At 45.0% G+C, this 19,067-nt stretch carries 17 protein-coding genes; 10 read left to right on the top strand and 7 right to left on the bottom strand.

Annotated features, from left to right (window positions below; all coding sequences use genetic code 11):
• Positions 1-37: 37 nt before the first annotated feature.
• The gene (locus KOD92_RS18740; protein WP_215235113.1) at positions 38-721 is read right to left on the bottom strand and encodes a phosphatase PAP2 family protein; all 684 of its coding nucleotides are present in this window, start codon (positions 719-721) and stop codon (positions 38-40) included.
• Positions 718-1,530 carry a 3-deoxy-8-phosphooctulonate synthase gene (gene kdsA, locus KOD92_RS18735; RefSeq protein ID WP_215235112.1) on the bottom strand — a complete coding sequence of 271 codons (813 nt, stop codon included), beginning with the start codon at positions 1,528-1,530 and terminating at the stop codon, positions 718-720. Before kdsA ends, KOD92_RS18740 begins: the two co-directional genes overlap by 4 nt.
• Before the next feature lie 228 nt (positions 1,531-1,758).
• Between kdsA and KOD92_RS18730 the strand changes: the two genes are divergently transcribed.
• The 5 genes from KOD92_RS18730 to KOD92_RS18710 all read left to right on the top strand — a co-directional run bounded on the left by KOD92_RS18730 (position 1,759) and on the right by KOD92_RS18710 (position 6,458).
• Positions 1,759-1,995 carry an acyl carrier protein gene (locus tag KOD92_RS18730; RefSeq protein ID WP_015813362.1) on the top strand — a complete coding sequence of 79 codons (237 nt, stop codon included), beginning with the start codon at positions 1,759-1,761 and terminating at the stop codon, positions 1,993-1,995.
• A gap of 44 nt (positions 1,996-2,039) precedes the next feature.
• Positions 2,040-3,293: a beta-ketoacyl-ACP synthase II gene (fabF, locus tag KOD92_RS18725; RefSeq protein WP_215235111.1), complete on the top strand. Its 1,254-nt coding sequence runs from the start codon at positions 2,040-2,042 to the stop codon at positions 3,291-3,293.
• A gap of 14 nt (positions 3,294-3,307) precedes the next feature.
• Positions 3,308-4,054 (top strand): ribonuclease III, encoded by a 747-nt coding sequence (gene rnc, locus KOD92_RS18720; RefSeq protein ID WP_215235110.1) that lies wholly within the window; start codon positions 3,308-3,310, stop codon positions 4,052-4,054.
• A 218-nt stretch (positions 4,055-4,272) separates the two neighbouring features.
• On the top strand, positions 4,273-4,704 hold the full coding sequence (locus tag KOD92_RS18715) for an Hsp20/alpha crystallin family protein (RefSeq protein ID WP_215235109.1): 432 nt from the start codon (positions 4,273-4,275) through the stop codon (positions 4,702-4,704).
• Positions 4,705-4,916: 212 nt separating this feature from the next.
• A complete protein-coding gene (locus KOD92_RS18710; RefSeq protein ID WP_215235108.1) occupies positions 4,917-6,458 on the top strand; it encodes a Do family serine endopeptidase in 1,542 nt (513 codons plus the stop codon).
• 67 nt (positions 6,459-6,525) lie between these two features.
• On the opposite strand, the gene KOD92_RS18705 is transcribed toward KOD92_RS18710, so the two are convergent.
• The gene (locus KOD92_RS18705; protein WP_215235107.1) at positions 6,526-8,145 is read right to left on the bottom strand and encodes a pseudouridine synthase; all 1,620 of its coding nucleotides are present in this window, start codon (positions 8,143-8,145) and stop codon (positions 6,526-6,528) included.
• A gap of 264 nt (positions 8,146-8,409) precedes the next feature.
• On the opposite strand from KOD92_RS18705, the gene KOD92_RS18700 reads away from it, so the two are divergent.
• The 3 genes from KOD92_RS18700 to KOD92_RS18690 all read left to right on the top strand — a co-directional run bounded on the left by KOD92_RS18700 (position 8,410) and on the right by KOD92_RS18690 (position 12,958).
• A complete protein-coding gene (locus KOD92_RS18700; RefSeq protein ID WP_215235106.1) occupies positions 8,410-10,359 on the top strand; it encodes an acetoacetate--CoA ligase in 1,950 nt (649 codons plus the stop codon).
• A 107-nt stretch (positions 10,360-10,466) separates the two neighbouring features.
• On the top strand, positions 10,467-12,170 hold the full coding sequence (locus KOD92_RS18695) for a S41 family peptidase (RefSeq protein ID WP_215235105.1): 1,704 nt from the start codon (positions 10,467-10,469) through the stop codon (positions 12,168-12,170).
• A gap of 35 nt (positions 12,171-12,205) precedes the next feature.
• Positions 12,206-12,958, top strand: coding sequence for an SDR family NAD(P)-dependent oxidoreductase (locus tag KOD92_RS18690; RefSeq protein WP_215235104.1), 753 nt, complete (start codon positions 12,206-12,208; stop codon positions 12,956-12,958).
• 125 nt (positions 12,959-13,083) lie between these two features.
• On the opposite strand, the gene KOD92_RS18685 is transcribed toward KOD92_RS18690, so the two are convergent.
• The 4 genes from KOD92_RS18685 to KOD92_RS18670 form a co-directional block, all read right to left on the bottom strand.
• On the bottom strand, positions 13,084-13,332 hold the full coding sequence (locus KOD92_RS18685) for a DUF6364 family protein (protein ID WP_215235103.1): 249 nt from the start codon (positions 13,330-13,332) through the stop codon (positions 13,084-13,086).
• A gap of 55 nt (positions 13,333-13,387) precedes the next feature.
• Positions 13,388-14,068 (bottom strand): peptidoglycan DD-metalloendopeptidase family protein, encoded by a 681-nt coding sequence (locus KOD92_RS18680; protein WP_215235102.1) that lies wholly within the window; start codon positions 14,066-14,068, stop codon positions 13,388-13,390.
• Between the two features lie 58 nt (positions 14,069-14,126).
• Entirely contained in the window at positions 14,127-16,703 is a 2,577-nt protein-coding gene (locus KOD92_RS18675; protein ID WP_215235101.1) for a zinc-dependent metalloprotease, read from the bottom strand.
• Positions 16,704-16,770: 67 nt separating this feature from the next.
• The gene (locus tag KOD92_RS18670) at positions 16,771-17,706 is read right to left on the bottom strand and encodes a Ppx/GppA phosphatase family protein (protein WP_215235100.1); all 936 of its coding nucleotides are present in this window, start codon (positions 17,704-17,706) and stop codon (positions 16,771-16,773) included.
• Positions 17,707-17,864: 158 nt separating this feature from the next.
• Between KOD92_RS18670 and rpsU the strand changes: the two genes are divergently transcribed.
• A complete protein-coding gene (gene rpsU, locus KOD92_RS18665; RefSeq protein ID WP_026629542.1) occupies positions 17,865-18,059 on the top strand; it encodes a 30S ribosomal protein S21 in 195 nt (64 codons plus the stop codon).
• A gap of 99 nt (positions 18,060-18,158) precedes the next feature.
• Positions 18,159-19,031: a tyrosine-type recombinase/integrase gene (locus tag KOD92_RS18660; RefSeq protein ID WP_215235099.1), complete on the top strand. Its 873-nt coding sequence runs from the start codon at positions 18,159-18,161 to the stop codon at positions 19,029-19,031.
• Positions 19,032-19,067 lie beyond the last annotated feature (36 nt).

Genomic DNA, 19,067 nt, shown 5'->3' with positions numbered 1-19,067 from the left:
AATAAAAAAGGTACCTGTGACAGCCCTTTGTCAGCAGCTATTTGGGAACTGCAATTTTTTTCTTGCGGGGGAATTTTTGTTTGAGCCAAGGGTAGCTGATATAAAACACTTTCGTCGCCCCGATTCCGATCCCGGCGCCCATTAATACATCTGCCAGCCAGTGTTTATTGTTTAAAATCCGCATCGCGCCCACGGCAGAGGCAGTTCCGTACCCTCCGATACTATACAAAACGCTTCTGTTGCCGTACTCCTGATGTAATATCTCTGCATTCGCAAAGGCCGTGGTGGTGTGCCCGGAGGGGAAAGAATGGTTGTCTTCCCCATTTGGTCTCGGATATTTTGAAATGCGTTTGACGCCCTGCGTAACCACTTGCGCGCCGATATTAGATAATAAAGCAAGTATCAGTTGGTCGCCAAGAGAATGCTTGCCTTTTACACCTGCCGAGGCCAGGGTAAGGCTCACAACACCCGGCGCGTAAGGCAGAAAATCGTCAGCATTCGTGCGGAATGAAGGATATTGCGACCGGACTTCCCTCTGCAGGCTGCGGCTGATCTTCCCCTGCACGACCAGCCCGGCGACGGCGAGTGAAACCGGCGGGATAATGTCACCCGCCTTCACTCTCCAAAGAGTGGAATCGCGCTGCGCGCTGACCGACTGAGGCAGCAGGTTGCAGCATATCAGCAATACAAAAATCTGGTTACGGGCAGCTTTTAATATCATAATATCGCTTCTCTCACCCGAACTAATCTTTCCAATAAACCTTCTAATTGGTCCAGCGGAAGCATATTTGCGCCGTCGGATTTTGCTTCGGCGGGATTAAAATGCGTTTCGATAAAAAGTCCGTCGGCGCCCACTGCAATAGCAGCTTTTGCGATGGTCTCGATCAGCTTTGGCTTGCCTCCGGTTACTCCCGAACTCTGGTTGGGTTGTTGCAGCGAATGCGTGCAGTCCATCACCACAGGCACATCAAATGCACTCATTTCCGGAATATTACGGTAATCAACGACCAGATCGCCGTACCCAAAACTATTACCACGATCTGTGAGAATTACCTGGCATTGCGGGTTGACCTCATGGATCTTTTCAGCGGCAAATTTCATGGACGCGCCCGATAAAAACTGCCCTTTTTTTACATTTACAGCCTTCCCCGTTTTTGCAGCTGCAGCCAGTAGTTCAGTCTGCCGGCAGAGGAACGCGGGTATTTGCAAAACATCCACATATTCGGCCGCCATCGCCGCCTCGTGTGATTCATGAATGTCCGTCACAGTGGGTATCCCGAATGTTTGTGAAACTTCTCTCAGGATATTCAATGCTTTTTCATCACCAATACCTGTAAATGAGTCGATTTTGGTGCGATTCGCTTTTCGGTAAGAGCCTTTGAAAATGTATGGGATCCGAAGTCTTTCAGTAACTGTAACGATCTTTTCTGCTATTCTGAGCGCCATATCGCGGCCTTCAATGGCGCACGGACCTGCTAGGAGAAAGAACTGCCCGGAATCTGTATTTTTTAGTTTTGGTATCGAAATCATATTAAAATGGCCGTTTCTTATTAAAATTTGGTGAATGTACACTTATACCGGATGTTCTGCAGATTATCGAAAGAAATCAAAAAACGTATAACCAACAAGTGTCCGTTTTAGTCCTTTTTTTATTTTGGAATGAGATATTACAATAAAAAGGGCTGAGTAAAAAAATTTTGAAAAAGTGAACTAGAATATCTTTCTTTGTTGCGATTTTAACCAAAAAGTGATTATAAAATGTCAGCAATTGCAGAAAGAGTTAAGCAAATTATCGTCGAGAAACTCGGCGTAGAAGAGTCGGAGGTTACACCGGAAGCAAACTTCCAGAACGACTTGGGAGCAGACTCTCTAGATACCGTTGAATTGATTATGGAATTCGAAAAAGAATTCAATCTATCTATCCCTGATGATCAGGCGGAGAACATTGGTACAGTTGGCCAAGCTGTTGCATACCTGGAAGAGAACGTGAAGTAATTCGGTTCTTATACCAGTATCATCTTCTATTTCTGTCCTTTTTTATGAGTTTTAAGCGAGTTGTGATTACGGGAATGGGCGCATTAACGCCCATCGGGAATGATGTTTCTACCTTTTGGACAAATCTGGTTGCGGGGGTAAGCGGCGCTGCGCCGATTACCAGATTCGACGCTGAAAAGTTTCGGACCCGTTTTGCCTGTGAGGTCAAGGGATTGGACATCAACAATTACATCCCTCGACAGGAAGCACGTAAAATGGACCCGTTTACACAGTACGCGGTTATTGCTGCAGACGAAGCCATGAAAGACGCCGGCTTTGACGTAGATAAGCTTGATCTCGACAAAGCCGGTGTAATTTGGGGCACCGGAATAGGGGGTTTAAAAACGTTTGAGGAAGAAGTGATGAACTTCTCCGAAAATGGCAAAACGCCCCGTTTCAATCCTTTCTTCATCCCTAAAATGATTGTGGACAGCGCGTCGGGAGTTCTCTCGATCCGCTACGGCTTCCGCGGCCCGAACTTCATTACCGTATCTGCCTGCGCATCAGCTACCAACGCATTAATAGACGCATTCAATTATATCAAATTAGGTATGATGGATGTATGTATCTCCGGCGGGTCTGAGGCTGCTATCACAATTGCAGGTGTAGGCGGATTTAATGCATTGAAGGCACTTTCGGAAAGAAACGACAGTCCTGAGACTGCTTCCCGGCCTTATGATAAGGATCGCGATGGTTTCGTACTTGGAGAGGGAGGCGCTGCGCTGATCCTTGAAGAATATGAGCACGCCAAAGCAAGAGGAGCAAAAATTTACGCTGAAATGATCGGTGCAGGAATGTCTTCCGATGCCTATCACATTACTGCCCCACACCCAGAGGGACTTGGAGCATTCATAGTAATGCGGAATGCGATCGAAAACGCAGGGATCAAGGCAACTGATATTGACTACATTAACACCCACGGAACATCGACGCCGATTGGTGATCCGCAGGAAATCAAGGCAATTGAGAAGTTTTTTGGGGAACACGCTTATAATCTGAGCATCAGTTCAACAAAATCAATGACGGGACACTTGCTCGGAGGAGCAGGTGCGATTGAGGCTGCCGCTTGCATTATGGCGCTCAAAGATCAAATCATTCCCCCTACAATTAATCATTTCACGGACGATCCGGAAATTAATCCAAGACTGAATCTTACTTTTAATAAAGCAGAAAAACGAAAGGTGAATATCGCCTTGAGTAACACTTTTGGATTTGGAGGTCATAATGCATCAGTCGTTTTCAAAAGATATGAAGACTGATAAACTTTCTACAATTGGCAAAGCGAATTCTTATACCGATACTTTCTCTTTTCAGAACCGGAAGTGCTGAGGATAAAAAATTTAAGGAGTCTATCGCGCATATAATTGGCGACCGTCCCTCTAATCTGGGTGTTTATCAGCTCGCTTTTCGCCACACCTCCGCTTCCAAAGAAACGGCCATCAAAGGATTTCGTGAGTCAAACGAACGACTTGAATACCTGGGAGATGCAGTCTTAGGAATGGTCGTGGCAGAATTTCTTTTTACCAAATACCCCTACAAGGACGAAGGTTTTTTAACCGAAATCAGATCGCGGATCGTAAACCGGGAATCGTTAAACCAAATTTCCCGCAAACTTGGTCTTGACAATCTGATTGAATACGACGGCAACCGTCGCGGCATGTCGCCAAGATCTTCCATGTACGGCGATGCGCTCGAAGCATTTGTAGGCGCAATTTACCTGGATAAAGGTTTCCGCTTCACGCGCACATTTATCATCAGCAAGCTTATTACGCATTATGATCTGGATAGTATTATTCAGAACAATGCGAACTTCAAAAGCCTCATCATTGAATGGGCGCAGCGGGAAGGTAAGGAAATCCGTTTTGAGATTATCGAAGAACGAGGTACCCGCCACCACCGCGAATTCATCTCACAAATCCTTGTCAACGAGGAGCCTTTCGCAACCGGCAACGGTTTTACGAAGAAAAAAGCCGAGCAATCTGCCTCAGAGCAAGCTTGCGCTATCCTCGAACTACGCTAGACAATAATGGGTATATATCATCTGACATCAAAAATGTCAGAATGTTCGTTATTTTCTAACTGATATGTGACACAATGTCAGTGAATTGCAATTTTATTGAAAATAAGTGACATAATGGCATAATTAATATGCTTTTTTCTTACGGGAATGGAAGTTGTTATTAAAGAAGCAAAACCCAAGAGGTTTAAACTTTACTCAAACATCAAACATTCCATAAAATGAGCACGTTAGTAAAAACCCATTTCGCAACTCCTTCCTATTTAAACGGATTTTTCAACAAAGATCTGTTTCCAGAATTTAACACACCAGCGTTTTCAGGCAGCGTACCAGCTGTAAATGTGGTAGAAAGCAACGAAGGTTTTCGCATAGAAGTCGCTGCACCAGGTTTGCAGAAATCAGATTTCACATTAAATCTTGAAAAAAACCAGCTGACCATTTCTGCTCAGAAGGAACAGAAGTCAGAGGAAAATGAAGAAAAATACACGCGCAGGGAGTTCAAATACACTTCTTTCCAACGCACATTTACACTACCAAACTCTGTTGATGCAGAAAAGGTAGTAGCGAACTATTCCGAAGGGATCCTGAGCATCGCTTTGCCGAAGAGGGAAGAGGCGAAAGAAAAGCCTGCCCGTCAGATCGAAATCGCTTAATGAACTGATCAAATTGGAGAAGGCGTTATTGAACAAATAACGCCTTTTTTATGGTAGAGCTGGTAAACGACAAAGTTCTTCTGGCAGGATTGTTTAGTAAAAATTGAAATCAAATACCTTTGTTAAAATATGTTAAATGAGCCTGCTACGGGAATAGTTTGTTGTTTGCTTTGCGTTATTCATTTACAAAATAAAAACTCCAACATATATCTATGAAAACAAATTGGAAAAGTTTAGTGTTGGTTGGGTTGATTTCAAGTGCGTCAACTCTCGCCGGCTTTAAACTCTTAGGCACTGATAATGATAAAGATGTAATTATTAAGGAGGCGGCGGGTGAGAATATTGCACGCTTCACCTCAACCGGAGCGCCAGTTGGTGCACCGGGCGACTTTGTTTACGCAGCCGAAGCAACAACCCCTACCGTAGTGCACATTAAGTCGACGTCAACTCGTCAGGCTTATCGCGGCGGCGGAGGAGGTCAGCAGATACCGGATATTTTCAGGGACTTTTTTGGTGATGAATTCGGTGGCGGACAGCGCGGACCTCAGTCTCAGGAAGCGTCGGGTTCCGGAGTGATCTTAACTTCTGACGGATATATTGTTACAAATAACCACGTAGTAGAAGGCGCTCAGGAATTGGAAGTTACATTGCACAATAAAGGTAAGTACCGCGCGAAAGTTGTTGGTACTGACCCATCTACGGATATCGCGGTTATCAAGGTTGAAGCCAAAAATCTTCCGGCTGTAACATTGGGTAATTCTGACGCGGTGAAGGTAGGAGAATGGGTGGTAGCAGTAGGAAATCCGTTTAACCTGGAATCGACCGTAACTGCGGGTATTGTAAGTGCAAAAGGTCGTGGATTAGGTATTATCGGCTCGTCAAGCCGTCGTAATGGCGTAACTCCGGCAGCTGCAACAGCAGGTGACTCGCCTCTGGAATCTTTTATTCAGACAGACGCGGTAGTTAACCCTGGAAACAGTGGTGGTGCATTGGTTAACCTGAAAGGAGAATTGATTGGTATCAATACCGCGATTGCCAGCCCGACAGGAAGTTTTGCAGGATATGCATTTGCGGTGCCTTCAAGTATCGTTAAAAAAGTGTCAAGCGACCTGATCAAATTTGGTAATGTGCAGAGAGGATACCTGGGTATTCAACTGGATAACCTAGACAGCAGAAAAGCAGAAGAATACGGCGTGAAGGTAAATGACGGTGTTTATGTGCGTGAATTCACAGAAAACAGTGCAGCTAAGGCTGGCGGTGTCAACAAAGGCGACGTGATTGTTAAAGTGGACGGAATCGATATTCACTCTGTTCCTGAGTTGCAACAGTCAATCGGCTTGCACAAGCCTGGCGACAAAGTGAACCTTACTGTGAACCGCGATGGCAAAGAGAGAGAACTTAGCATTACATTACGGAACAGAACAGGTGGTTCTGACATCATCAAACGTGATGAAACTGCGGCGATCATGAGTGTACTTGGTGCGCAGTTTGGTAACCTGAGTGATCAGGAAAAACAAAGACTGTCCCGGTACAAAGTAGAAGGTGGCGTAAAAGTGCTGGCTATTGAAGGCGGTAAGTTTGCGAGATCACAAGTCGAAGAAGGTTTCATCATCACCAAAGTGAATGGAAAAGCTGTTAAAACAGTGAAAGAATTCGAAGCAGCGATCGCTGGAAAAGAAGAATCAATGGTGACTTTTGAAGGATTGTATCCTGATGCACCTTACGATGTATTCTCTTTTGGATTTAGATTATAAGATTGAAACATAAAAAAACCGGCAGCGAATTCGTTGCCGGTTTTTTTATGTCTTTTTCAAATGAAACTCAAAGCATATACTTCAACTTAACCACTTCCTTCTCACTCAAAAAGCGCCATTTTCCGCGGGGGAGGTCTTTTTTGTTCAGTCCGGCAAATACTGTACGGTCGAGTTTTTGAACTTCGTAACCTAAGTGCTCAAACATCCGGCGAACGATCCTGTTGCGGCCACTGTGAATTTCCAGCCCTACAACCATCGCATCAGGAGTTACGATACCTACTTCGTCGGGGTGGATAAATCCATCTTCCAGCTCAACACCGTGCTGCAAAGTTTCGAAATCTTCCGTTGTGATGGGTTTGTCGAGCTCAGCCTGATAAATTTTCTTGATACCGCTCGAAGGATGCGTCAGTTTTTCAGCCAGCTCGCCGTCATTTGTCAATAACAGCAATCCTGTTGTGTTCCGGTCGAGGCGACCGACGGGATAAACGCGCTCGTGACAAGCTCCTTTGATCAGGTCCAAAACCGTCTTCCTTTCTTCCGGATCGTCTGTGGTAGTAATGTAATCTTTCGGCTTATTGATCAGTATATAGACCATTTTTTCAGGATTCAACGCCTTCTTGCCAAATTTGACAACGTCGGACATTTTCACCTTATGCCCCATTTCAGTCACGACCTTCCCATTTACTGAAATCTGGCCGCCCGAAATAAGATCATCAGCTTCGCGGCGCGAGCAAATACCGGCATTTGCGATATAGCGATTAAGCCTTATCTCACCGGTTTCCTCTTTTTTTTTTGGAGCGTTTTTCTTCTCGTATTCTTTCAGGTTGTAACGCGGGGCACTTTCAAAGCGTCCTACTCTCCTGTCCAAACCACTGCGATCCTCTGCTTCCGGGGCTTTTTCCTCTTTGGCAAAATTCTCACGGGGCTCTCTTACCGGGCGGCTTTCGCCCTCAGCCTTGCGACCGTATGCCGGTTTTCCGGTTGGTTTAAAGTCTTTTTTATCAAAACGGGGCCGCTCACTTCTTTCTGTATTCCTACCAAAAGCAGGTCTCTCGCCTCTTTCTGTATTTCTGTCAAAAGCCGGTCTTTCACCTCTTTCTGAATTTCTGTCAAAAGCCGGTTTGTCTCCTCTATCCGCACTTCTTTCAAAACGTGGCTTCTCTCCTTTGTCTGAACTTCTTTCAAAACGTGGCTTGTCTCCTCTATCGGTACCTCTCTCGAAACGCGGCTTTTCTCCTCTATCAGAATAAGGTCTTCTTTCAGTTGGTTCGTCTCCGGTACGTGGTCTGAATGGCCGGGCGTCGCCTGTTGGATCTGGCTTGCGGAAGGAGCTTTTTTCTCCTTGAAAACCTTTATTCCCGAATGGGCGAGCCGATTTTTCGAAAGGTTTGTCTTTGCGGAAACCACCTTGTTCAGGTCTGTCGAAACGTGGTTTATCGAAACGCGGCCTGTCGTCGCGTGGTTTTTCGTGGTCGAAGCTCGGACGTGCTTTGGTTGGTTTGTTGTCGCCGCTGGCGGCTCTCAAACTGGATTTTTTGATGCTCGGCTTGCTGAAACGGCTTTCTACTTCTGGTTTTGGCTTTCTGAATGAATTGCCGCCACCGCCGCTGCTTTTACGGAATGATTTGTCTCCGCCACTGGATGAGCCTAAGCTGCCAGGCTTTGAATCGTTTGTTCTTTTTCTCATTTTAGGAATGCAGTATCACTACTGGAGTTATTTCCTCTTAACAAATTGCTTCTAACTGAAAGTTGTTTTCTGTCAGCCAGCCTATCTGATCATCAGAAAGTATTGATTGTAATTATATTAGCCGGCAAAGATACGTCAATTTTTTCGACTAAATATTTCAGTTGCTGTTTATGTCAAAAGTGATAACGCAACGTTTATTAGTACTATCAGCAAAATGCCTCTCAGAGCATTTGCGATCTAAATCTTCACTGTAATGAATTAAATATGTCAGCCGAAGTACAGAATCAACCTTTATGGAAACCGGGAAAGACATTAATGGAACAGTCCAATCTGAAAAAATATATGGATTGGCTGTTTGTCAAAAAAGGCCTTTATTTTCGATCTTATCACGATTTGTGGGAATGGTCGGTTACTGATCTGGAAGATTTCTGGGAAAGTCTCTGGAATTACTTTCATATAAAATCGCACGATCTGTACCTTGAAGTACTGCAACGCCCGCAGCGCGGCATGATCGGAACAAAGTGGTTTACCCGCTCGAAACTCAATTACGCCGAGCATATTTTCCGTAATAAAAACAAAGATCGCCCCGCTATTATATTCCAGTCAGAACAAGGCGGGCCGGAAGAAATTTCCTGGGAAAGGCTGGAAGAAGAAGTGGCGGCAGTAGCTACCTGGCTCAAACAAATAGGCGTAAAGCCCGGCGACCGGGTAGCTGCCGTTTTGCCCAATATCCCCCAATCTGTCATCGCATTTCTGGCTGCGAATTCAATAGGGGCCGTTTGGTCGTCCTGCTCTCCGGATTTTGGTAAAACAGCATTGATAGAGCGCTTTTTGCAGATTGAACCCAAGGTTTTGTTCATCGCCGACGGTTATCATTATAATGGGAAAACGCACGATCTCACTTCCTTTGCACAGGAATTAGCAATGTCGCTGCGCTCGGTGAAGGATGTTGTATTGATCAATAATATCGGCTCGGATTCCAGGCCGGACAGATATACTTCCTGGGAAGATATTCTCCATTTACAAAATTTCGGGATCGACTTTGAGCCGGTACCTTTCGATCATCCTATCTGGATATTGTATTCTTCGGGAACCACTGCCGCGCCGAAAGCGATCACGCACAGTGTCGGCGGCTGCCTGATCGAACACATGAAAGCATTGATATTACATCAGAATGTCAAGCCCGGCGACCGGTATTTCTGGTATTCCACTACCGGCTGGATGATGTGGAACTATGCATTGGGCTCACTTTTATGCGGCGCTACATTGGTCCTTTACGATGGCGCACCTACTTATCCGTCGTCCCAGGTTCTCTGGACATTGGCAGAGCAAGCCAAGATCACGCACTTCGGCAGCGGTGCAGCATTTTATATTACTTCGATGAAAAATGGCGTCAGTATTACATCAGAGCGCCTTTCGCATTTGGAAACTATTGGGTCAACCGGCTCGCCATTACCGCCGGAAGTTTTTGAGTGGGTGTACCGGCAGGTGAAAAAAGATGTTTGGCTGATCTCGCTGAGCGGCGGTACCGACGTTTGCAGCGCATTTGTAGGCGGCTGTCCGATCACGCCGGTTTATGCTGGTGAAATCCAATGCAGAATGCTGGGCTGCCGGATCGAAGCTTTTGATGAAGAGGGTAATCCTGTTTTTAATGAAATGGGTGAAATGGTGATCACGCAGCCTATGCCTTCCATGCCGATCTATTTTTGGAATGATGAAGATCAGGAAAAATATTTCGGAAGCTACTTTGAAATGTACCCGAATGTGTGGCGCCACGGCGACTGGATCAAGATTACTGACCGGAAATCTGTGATTATCTATGGCCGCTCAGATGCTACCCTCAACCGTGGCGGAGTGCGCATTGGTACCGCTGAAATATACCGCGCCGTGGAAAGTATCCCCGCGGTGAAAGACAGCCTCGCCGTTTATCTGGAAAAGTCAAACGGGGAAGGTACGATATCGCTTTTTGTTGTTTTGGGGAAAGACAAACAATTGACCGACGAACTGAAAGCTGAGATCAGGGAGACACTTCGCACACAATATAGCCCGCGTCACATTCCCGATACCATCGAGCAGGTCGACGATATTCCTTATACTATCAATGGAAAAAAGATGGAGGCGCCTATGAAAAGGATATTGATGGGCCAGGATCCGGAAAAAGTCATTAACCTGGATACCATGCGAAACCCCGAATCTTTGAAGTCTTTTGTGTAGTAGTTTTTCCTGTTAACCCGCTTGGAATAAGCAACCAAATTCTTTTACTTCACGTTAGATAGAAGTTATCCGCCCGGGCAAATTTGCTCCTTTTCCTATATCACAGCATGAATTCAGAAAAATCACAGACACCGATCAATAATCCGAAATCGGTCGTGCGGTTGCCGATCATTATCGGAATTACGCTGGCCGCCGGCGTGCTGTTGGGAAGCACTTTTTTTAGCGGGGGAAAAAAACTGTCTGACGTTGCAAAAGGGTTTAACAAATTCAGGGAAGTACTTTCTTTGGTAGAAAACAATTATGTCGATTCAGTCAATACCGAGGAGCTGGTTGACTATTCTATCTCCAAAATGCTCGAAAAGCTAGATCCGCACACGGCCTATTTCAATGCAGAAGAAGCGACCGCAGCAAGATCTCAACTCGAATCGGGTTTTGATGGAATTGGGGTTGAGTTTAATATTTATAACGATACAGTTTACGTAGTAACGCCACTTAGCGGAGGCCCGTCGGAAACGGCTGGTATCCAGAGTGGTGACAGGATCATTTCTGTTAATAAAGAAAACCTTTCAGGACCCGGGGTTACTAATGCTCAGGTTTACAAATTGTTGCGTGGTAAAAGAGGGACGAAAGTTGATCTGGCGATTGAGAGGGTTGGTTTGAAAGAAAAGATGAATTTCGCGGTTGTGCGTGACAGAATTCCTACTTTTTCGGTAGACGCTTCTTATATGGTTGATCAGGAAATTGGGTACATTAAAGTAAGCCGCTTCTCGGAATCTACATTCGAAGAATTTAAATCAGCATTAAAAACCTTGAAAACACAGGGACTGAAAAACCTGATACTGGACTTGCGAGGTAACCCTGGCGGCTACATGGAGAGGGCTACCAGTATGGCCGACGAATTTATTGCGGGAGATAAACTTTTGGTTTACACAGAAGGAAAAGACAGCCGCTTTGACAGAAAAACACGTTCGCACGTCGACGGACTTTTTGAGCAAGGTCCCCTGATTGTATTAGTAGACGAAGGTAGTGCCTCCGCTTCCGAAATCCTGGCAGGCGCGTTGCAAGATCATGATCGCGCACTGGTAGTAGGGAGGAGGTCGTACGGAAAAGGGCTAGTTCAAATGCCGATCAAATTGAATGACGGATCGGAACTGCGTCTGACCATTTCAAGATATTACACGCCGAGCGGCAGAAGCATTCAAAAACCTTATGAACTTGGCAAAGGAGACGATTACAGCCAGGATCTGTCGCACCGATACGAAAGTGGTGAGCTCTTTAATGTAGACAGCATTAAGTTCGATAAAAGCAAGGTTTACAAAACCGACGGCGGCCGCATTGTGTACGGTGGCGGCGGTATTACTCCTGACATTTTTGTTCCAAAAGATACCGTAATGAACAGCAAATACCTTTTCGAGCTGTATTCAAAGAATATAATCAGAGAATATGCTTTAAGGTATGCGAACAACAATCAGAAAAAACTCGAAAAACAAACTTTTGACGAGTTCGTGAAAACCTTCGATGTGTCGGATGCGATGATCGCAGATATGGTGAAAGATGCTTCCAAGTCGGGTATCAAACCAAATCCGACGGAATTGAATCTTTCAAAACCAATCATTACTTCTCAGACCAAAGCAATTATCGGTCGCTACGTTTGGGGCCGCAAGCAAAAAAGCGGTCTTAATAATGAAGTATTCCAGGTTCTAAATCCTACCGATAATGTATTTCAGCAGGCTGTCCAGATGTTTAACCAGGCAGCCCAGCTCGAAAAAGGCAAATTCAGCAGTTTGAATATTCCGAGAAAAGCGGACTAGCAGACAGCAGTAGCAGTAACATTAAAATTGACTCAATGTCCCGTATTGCATTAATTACCGGAGCCACTTCAGGAATAGGAAAAGCCACTGCCGAATTGTTCGCAGACGCTGGAATTGACCTCATTCTTTGCGGCAGGCGCCAGGAAAAACTGGATGAAATTGCTGAAAAGCTGTCTTCAAAAGTCCAGGTAACAACGCTGCTTTTCGATGTTCGTGACAAAGGAGCTGTGCTTGCGATGATCAATTCGCTTTCGGATCACTGGAAAAATATTGATATTCTGATTAATAATGCAGGAAATGCACATGGTCTAGGCTCGCTCGACGAAGGTGATCCCGAAGATTGGGACGCGATGATCGACGGAAATGTGAAAGGGCTGCTGTATGTTTCCAAAGCAGTTATTCCATTGTTATTGGAGAAAGGAAAAGGTCATATTGTCAATATCAGTTCCATTGCCGGTAAGCAAACTTATGCCAACGGAGCGGTGTATTGCGCCTCCAAAGCGGCCGTAGAAGTGCTCAGCGAAGGAATGCGTCTCGAACTGACGCAGCACGGAATTAAGGTTACCAATGTGGCGCCCGGTGCTGTGGAGACTGAATTTTCATTGGTTCGTTTCAAAGGAGACGAATCGCGGGCTGAAAAGGTGTACGAAGGATTTGATCCGTTGCAGGCCGGCGATATTGCCGATGCAATCTTATACGCAGTAAATGCCCCGGACAGGGTTACTATTGCAGATATTACCATTCTAGCCAGCGCACAATCAGCGGCGACTACGATTTATCGGAAGTAATATTTTACATCAGCTTTAAAAATTCGGAAGTATCGTAAACTGGCAACTGATTTAGTGCTGAGGTTTGTAATTTCTTATCTCTACTAATGAACAGATTAAGAATGATATTGGCATCAAGAAAGACTTTAAAAGCCATATTTCTTTGCCCTTTCCTCGTAAAAATCGTTTTTTAAGTTTTTCTCTGAATCAGTATTTTGAGGTGACTCAAGTTGGTCAACTTCATCTAATATGCTTCGATTTCTTGCAGAGGTCTTTACGATCATCTTTAAATGGTCTTCTACAATTTGTGAGATGCTCATGTGATTGGAGGCTGCATAAGCTTTCACTTGCATCAAAATTGTATTCTCGATAGTGATGTTCAGTCGCGTTTTCATAATTATAAATATGCGCATTCATTTCTAGTTATACGCATAAAACTAGATAAAATTGTTACGCATTTTCCGCTATCCCCAATATCAGATTAGGGTCCGGACAAATGGAAAGATAGTAATTGCGATCTGCAATGCTGCTCACGCCGGGAAAGTCACCATTGTAGTGCCCAATATCTGTAATGATCTGAAAATGAAGGTGCGGCGGCCAGTCGCCGTTTTCCGGGAAGTTACCGACGGATGCGAAATGTTCTCCGGCATTGATATTTTTCCCCGCAACCAATCCATCCAGCGAAGCAAGGGATAGGTGTCCGTAAAGGGTATGAAATGTATTGCCCGAAAGCTCGTGAGTAAGGATGATCGTCGGGCCGTAATCGCCGTAATTATCGTTGAATGCAAAACTGTGGACTTTGCCGGCAAGCGGAGCAAAGACAGCTTCTCCCGCAGCTACCCAAATATCGGTTCCCAGATGAATGCTTCTTGGATTAATTGAATCTCCCTCGAAATGCTTCCTATGCCGGTAAATAACCCGGTTTTCCCCGTAACCGCCGATACCCGCATATTTATTCTCCTGCAACAGTTCATCGAAAACAAAACTCGTAAACACTTCCGTTTCGGATAAGTCCCGACTCAGAAGTGCCGCATTGGCTGCCGAGAAATCGAGCTTTTTGAAAGGCTTATCAGTTTGAATGACCTGCGAAAAGTGGTGAAATCCGGCAAGTGTAAGTTCAAGGTTCGACATACTTTTTATGCTTAAAAACAAAATACCAGACACTCGGCCTGGCATTCGTGATTCACACTTACTTAGGATCAAGACTCTGCTTGATCCGCTGCAAAACGTCCTGTAGATGGTATTTGGTAATCTTATCCGTCGTTTTCGGAATTGCCGAGGTAACGCTGCTTTTGATCGCTTCCAAATGCGCCCTGGCGATCGAAGGCAGGTCTGTTTTTTCCAGCTCAACAACCCGGGTAGAAAACCCATAGGTTATACCAACCGGAATTGACTGCACATTCGCTTTTCCGGGTTTCAGCAGATCGATCAGTTTCTCAGTATAAACCTTTTGAAGGTTTCTCCGGTACAGATCAATACTCTTTCCAGTTTTAGTTTCTGACCAGATTCCCGTTTCAAGATCTGTAAAAAGCTCGTCCAAAGTATAGTTTTTCGAGGTAAGTCCGGTTTCCATCAACCGCACAGCCCGGTCGCCCGCAAATAGCGTAGTGATCGCATATTCGTGCAATGCTTTTACCGCTTCCACACCGGTTTCCGGTTTGATCTTGCTCAGTATATTTTGGTCCAAAAGCCAGGTCGGCGTTTTGAAAAGTTGGGTGTTAAGAAACTCAACTGCTTCTTTTTGAGTCGCTTTCGGAACAGGCGTGAAAGTTTGTCCCTCCATATCATAAGTGATCGGATCATCGTAAATCCCGCCCACGTTTTTCATCACGTGCCCGATATAACGCCGGTACTGCGAATTTACATTGCTGTACAATTCATCCAGTTCCTTATAGCTTTCTCCCTCTTCTTTACTCCACTCGATCAGATTTGGAACAATGCGTTTCAGGTTTTTAATACCATATTCGGAAGCTTTCATCGCATTATCACCCAAATCTTCCGTCTGGTAACGCGGATCGTAGGGACTGATTTCTGTTCCAAAATGCAGGCGCGTGTCTTTGTAAGCCTCTTTTGTCAAAGTATTCAGCATTGCTTTCTCAGCTTTGGGATCTTTTACATCGGGGAAATAACTGTAACCCCATTGTATCGCCCATTTATCGTAATCTCCTATTCTTGGAAAAAGGTCTGAAATCCCGTCCTCAGGCTGTGCTACATAATTAAAACGCGCATAATCCATAATGGAAGCGGTATGCCCGTGTTCCTTGATCCAGTCTTTGTCCCGCAGTTTTTCAACCGGAGTAGCGGAGCTTGCACCCATATTGTGCCTCAAACCAAGCGTGTGACCGATTTCGTGGGATGAAACAAACCGAACCAGTTGCCCCATCAGTTCATCATCAAACTTCTTTCTCCGCGCCTGAGGGTCCACTGCCGCAGCCTGGACAATGTACCAGTTCCTAAGCAAACGCATTACATTATGGTACCAGCCAATGTGACTTTCCAGAATTTCGCCGCTCCTCGGATCGTGCACATTCGGGCCGTAAGCATTCTGAATATCTGCTGCGAAATAGCGTATGACCGAATAGCGCGCATCTTCCAGGCTCATAGTGGTGTCCTTTTCCGGCCAGTATTCTCCGCGGATCGCATTCTTCCAGCCTGCTTTTTCAAATGCAATCTGCCAGTCGTCGACGCCTTCTTTCAAATATTTGCGCCATTTTTCAGGAGTTGCCGGGTCAATATAATAGACGATTGGTTTTTTGGGTTCAATCAATTCACCGTTTTTCTGCTTCGCTGCATCTTCTGCATTTTTAGGTTCGAGGCGCCACCTCACTGCAAATACCTCCGTATCCGAGCGGTGCGATTCTTCTCCAAAAACGGCATATTGATTTGCAAAATAGCCCACCCGACTGTCAAAAAGCCTTTTTTGCATAGGTTTGGCCGGGAGCAATATCAGCGAAGTATTCATTTCAAAAGTCACCACACCCGCATCAAGTCCAGAAGGAAGATATTGACCAATAGAAGGTGTAGGCGAAGTACTGAGCATTTGCGGCGTTACCGAGAACGTTTTAATCGTCCTTATCTCGGTATTAATAGGGTAAGTCCTGATCTCCTCAATAAATGAAGCTTCTTTCTTAAAAGTGGTTAGTTTGAGCAGCTGTTTGTTTACTGAGCTTAGTGAAAAAACCTGATTATCAGCATTGAAAAACTCGGTCACATCAATCACCGAGGCTTTTACGTCCGGCGCTTTTTTAACAGCTTTAATATCAAATACCCCGATAATAGGATCTGAATTAGAATTTTTGACAGCCTGAAAAATCGGCTTTGTACTGTCCGGACTTGTCAGTACAACAGTTACCGAGCGGAGCAGCAGGTTATCGTCCATTCCTTTTTCCCAGCGGATCATTTGCCGGTTCACTTCCTCGCCACCAAAAATTCCGCCGCCCGCAGCAGTTTTCGAGTAGCGTGTAACCGCCATAATATCGCGGTTCAGTAGCGAATCCGGTATTTCAAAGTACCATTTATCATCCTTTTTGTGGACAGAAATCATTCCTTTCTGGCTCACTGCACTTGTATCAATTAGTTCTTTAAAAGGCTTCGGCCCCTTTTTCGGCTTATCATCTTTTAGCTTGTCTTTCACCGCGCTGGCCATTGCGTCAACGGCCTTGTCAATCTTCACATCCTCTTGTTTCTTTTTTTTTCTTTGAGCATTTGCATCCGTCAGATACACAAGGGCTAGTCCTGTCAAAAGCAGGTAGCGAAATAATTTCATAGGGTTTGGATAAATTAAATGAAGATAAATAGAAGAGTTCAAGGGTAAATTTTGGTTCAATATCTTTTCAGAGCGATAGCAGCTCGGCCAATACGCCTTCTTTTAATGCATAACTGGAAACCTGAATTTTCTGGATTCCGTGCGTTTTAAGCACATAGTCGACCAGGCATACAGCCACTACGATCATATCCACGCGCAGTTCGATCATGCCCGGAATGCGCATTCGCTCGTCATGGTTATGTGAAAGAAGAATATCGTATGTGCGGTAAAATTCCTGAACGGGCAACTCAAAGTCAGTCTGGTCGCGCGGCGGAGCCTGATTTGTGCGAAAATGAAAATCAATGTCGACCAGCGTGTCAAATGTTCCGGAGGAGCCGACCAGCTTCTCGGGCGCATATTGGTGCACTGCGTTAGCCAGCGGGATCAGGTTTTCGTCAAAGTAGTTGTAGAGATTCCTTTTGTCGCCCATGGAAAGCGGATCATTACGCATAAACTTCTCCATGAGCCGCTGCCCGCCGATCTCAAAACTCTGCTTCCAGAAGATCTGTTTTTGATTGCCAATAATAAACTCAACGCTCCCACCGCCAATATCCATGATGAGCGCAGGCGCAGGACCAATGTTAGTCCCGAATCTCACGCCGCGGTAAATATATTCCGCTTCTCTGTTTCCATCAATAACCTGAATACTGATCCCTGTTTTGTCAAGAATTTCCTCACAAAATTCCGCCTGGTTTTCGGCATTACGGATCGCACTCGTGCCAAATGCGAACGTCTTTTCCGGCGTTATCGCGAATTCGTCAAGCTTTTCTCTGAAATGTTGGAGCACTTGAACGGCCCTTCCGAAAGCTTCGGTGGTGATTATTTTCTTATTGATCCCACCCAGCCCAATGCGCGCCGGCTTACTATCATGGAAGACAGTTGCGAATTGTTCCCCCTTTTTTTCGACGATCAAAAGGTGAAAAGTGTTTGTTCCTAAGTCAATAATCCCGAGTCTTTCGCTCATATTCGGCTGCCTGTTTGGGTCGCTGCTTTCTTACCATGACAATGATTGCAAAAATAACCTAATTTTTAATGAGTTATTTCTTGATTTTCTGTTGAATAAGACTTTTCTTTGCAGTCCAATTTCAGAAACCAATTCAAAAAACATTACGATAAATAAACATGCTGATTATCAACATTAAAGACAACGAATCGATTGACCGCGCTCTTAAGCGTTACAAGAAAAAATTTGAAAGAACCGGTACAATGCGCCAGTTACGTGCCCGTACAGCTTTCGAAAAACCATCTGTTAGACGTCGTTTCGAAGTTCTGCGTGCCGTTTACAAGGAAAAAACTTACGGTCATTTAGAAGACTAGTCTATTAGAAAGGTTTCTGAATGAAATGATAGGATCATTGTATCCATACGAAAAAGAGCTGTCTGATTTCAGATAGCTCTTTTTCGTATATTGCCCGCTATGATAGCCTCGTTTCTGGAATTCCTGACATTTGAAAAGCGCGCCAGCGTGCACACAGTGAAGTCTTACCAGACGGACCTGGATCAGTTTCAGAAGTATCTGTTATTTCAATACGATTGCAATACCCCCGAAACGGCCCAGCCGGTTATGCTGCGATCGTGGATTGTCAGCCTGATGGAAGAAGGGTTGAATCCGACTTCCGTAAACCGAAAAATTGCCGCACTTCGCAGCTTTTATAGTTTTTTAAGACGCAAACAACTGATCGTCAAGGATCCCACCAAAGTTCTTTCTGCGCTGAAAACCCGCAAGAAACTTCCCGCATTCGTGGAGGAAAAGGCAATGGAAATGCTTTTTCAGGAGGATTTTTTTACTGAGGATTTTGCTGGTATCCGCGATAGGGTCGTGCTGGAATTGCTTTACGGAAGTGGCATCCGTTTGGCCGAATTGCTGGATCTTGAAGTGAAACATCTGGACCTGCCAGCCCGTACTATCCGTGTTTTCGGAAAAAGGGCAAAAGAACGCATTGTACCGATCGCCGCTTCTCTCGCCCAGCTTCTCTCTACTTATCTTATAGAAAGAGCAAAGGTTGCTGAGACGAATAATCTGATCATAACTGATTCAGGGAAAGCAGCATATCCGGTTTTTATTCAAAGATTGGTGAAAAAACACTTGTCTGCGGTCACAACTCTCGGTCAAAAAAGCCCTCACGTTTTGCGGCATACCTACGCTACACACCTGCTGAATCGGGGCGCGGATCTAAATGCTATCAAAGAATTGCTAGGGCACGCTAACCTGGCTGCAACCCAGATTTATACGCATAACTCCATCGAAAAGCTGAAAAAATCACATCAGCAAGCCCATCCAAAAGCCTGAAAGCCGTTTTTTAAGATTATATTTGACCTCTATTGA

This window comes from Dyadobacter linearis, from assembly GCF_907165045.1.
GTDB lineage: Bacteria > Bacteroidota > Bacteroidia > Cytophagales > Spirosomataceae > Dyadobacter > Dyadobacter linearis.
Note: the sequence above shows the minus strand (reverse complement) of the source record. Positions and strands in the feature narration are given on the sequence as shown.

Excerpts from the sequence above, each read along its gene's own strand:
- KOD92_RS18705 (WP_215235107.1), bottom strand. The coding sequence starts at position 8,145 with ATGAGAAAAAGAACAAACGATTCAAAGCCTGGCAGCTTAGGCTCATCC.
- KOD92_RS18740 (WP_215235113.1), bottom strand. The coding sequence starts at position 721 with ATGATATTAAAAGCTGCCCGTAACCAGATTTTTGTATTGCTGATATGC.
- KOD92_RS18730 (WP_015813362.1), top strand. The coding sequence starts at position 1,759 with ATGTCAGCAATTGCAGAAAGAGTTAAGCAAATTATCGTCGAGAAACTC.
- KOD92_RS18660 (WP_215235099.1), top strand. The coding sequence starts at position 18,159 with ATGATAGCCTCGTTTCTGGAATTCCTGACATTTGAAAAGCGCGCCAGC.
- KOD92_RS18710 (WP_215235108.1), top strand. The coding sequence starts at position 4,917 with ATGAAAACAAATTGGAAAAGTTTAGTGTTGGTTGGGTTGATTTCAAGT.
- rpsU (WP_026629542.1), top strand. The coding sequence starts at position 17,865 with ATGCTGATTATCAACATTAAAGACAACGAATCGATTGACCGCGCTCTT.
- KOD92_RS18685 (WP_215235103.1), bottom strand. The coding sequence starts at position 13,332 with ATGAAAACGCGACTGAACATCACTATCGAGAATACAATTTTGATGCAA.
- kdsA (WP_215235112.1), bottom strand. The coding sequence starts at position 1,530 with ATGATTTCGATACCAAAACTAAAAAATACAGATTCCGGGCAGTTCTTT.
- fabF (WP_215235111.1), top strand. The coding sequence starts at position 2,040 with ATGAGTTTTAAGCGAGTTGTGATTACGGGAATGGGCGCATTAACGCCC.
- KOD92_RS18695 (WP_215235105.1), top strand. The coding sequence starts at position 10,467 with ATGAATTCAGAAAAATCACAGACACCGATCAATAATCCGAAATCGGTC.
- KOD92_RS18690 (WP_215235104.1), top strand. The coding sequence starts at position 12,206 with ATGTCCCGTATTGCATTAATTACCGGAGCCACTTCAGGAATAGGAAAA.
- KOD92_RS18670 (WP_215235100.1), bottom strand. The coding sequence starts at position 17,706 with ATGAGCGAAAGACTCGGGATTATTGACTTAGGAACAAACACTTTTCAC.
- KOD92_RS18700 (WP_215235106.1), top strand. The coding sequence starts at position 8,410 with ATGTCAGCCGAAGTACAGAATCAACCTTTATGGAAACCGGGAAAGACA.
- KOD92_RS18675 (WP_215235101.1), bottom strand. The coding sequence starts at position 16,703 with ATGAAATTATTTCGCTACCTGCTTTTGACAGGACTAGCCCTTGTGTAT.
- KOD92_RS18680 (WP_215235102.1), bottom strand. The coding sequence starts at position 14,068 with ATGTCGAACCTTGAACTTACACTTGCCGGATTTCACCACTTTTCGCAG.
- KOD92_RS18715 (WP_215235109.1), top strand. The coding sequence starts at position 4,273 with ATGAGCACGTTAGTAAAAACCCATTTCGCAACTCCTTCCTATTTAAAC.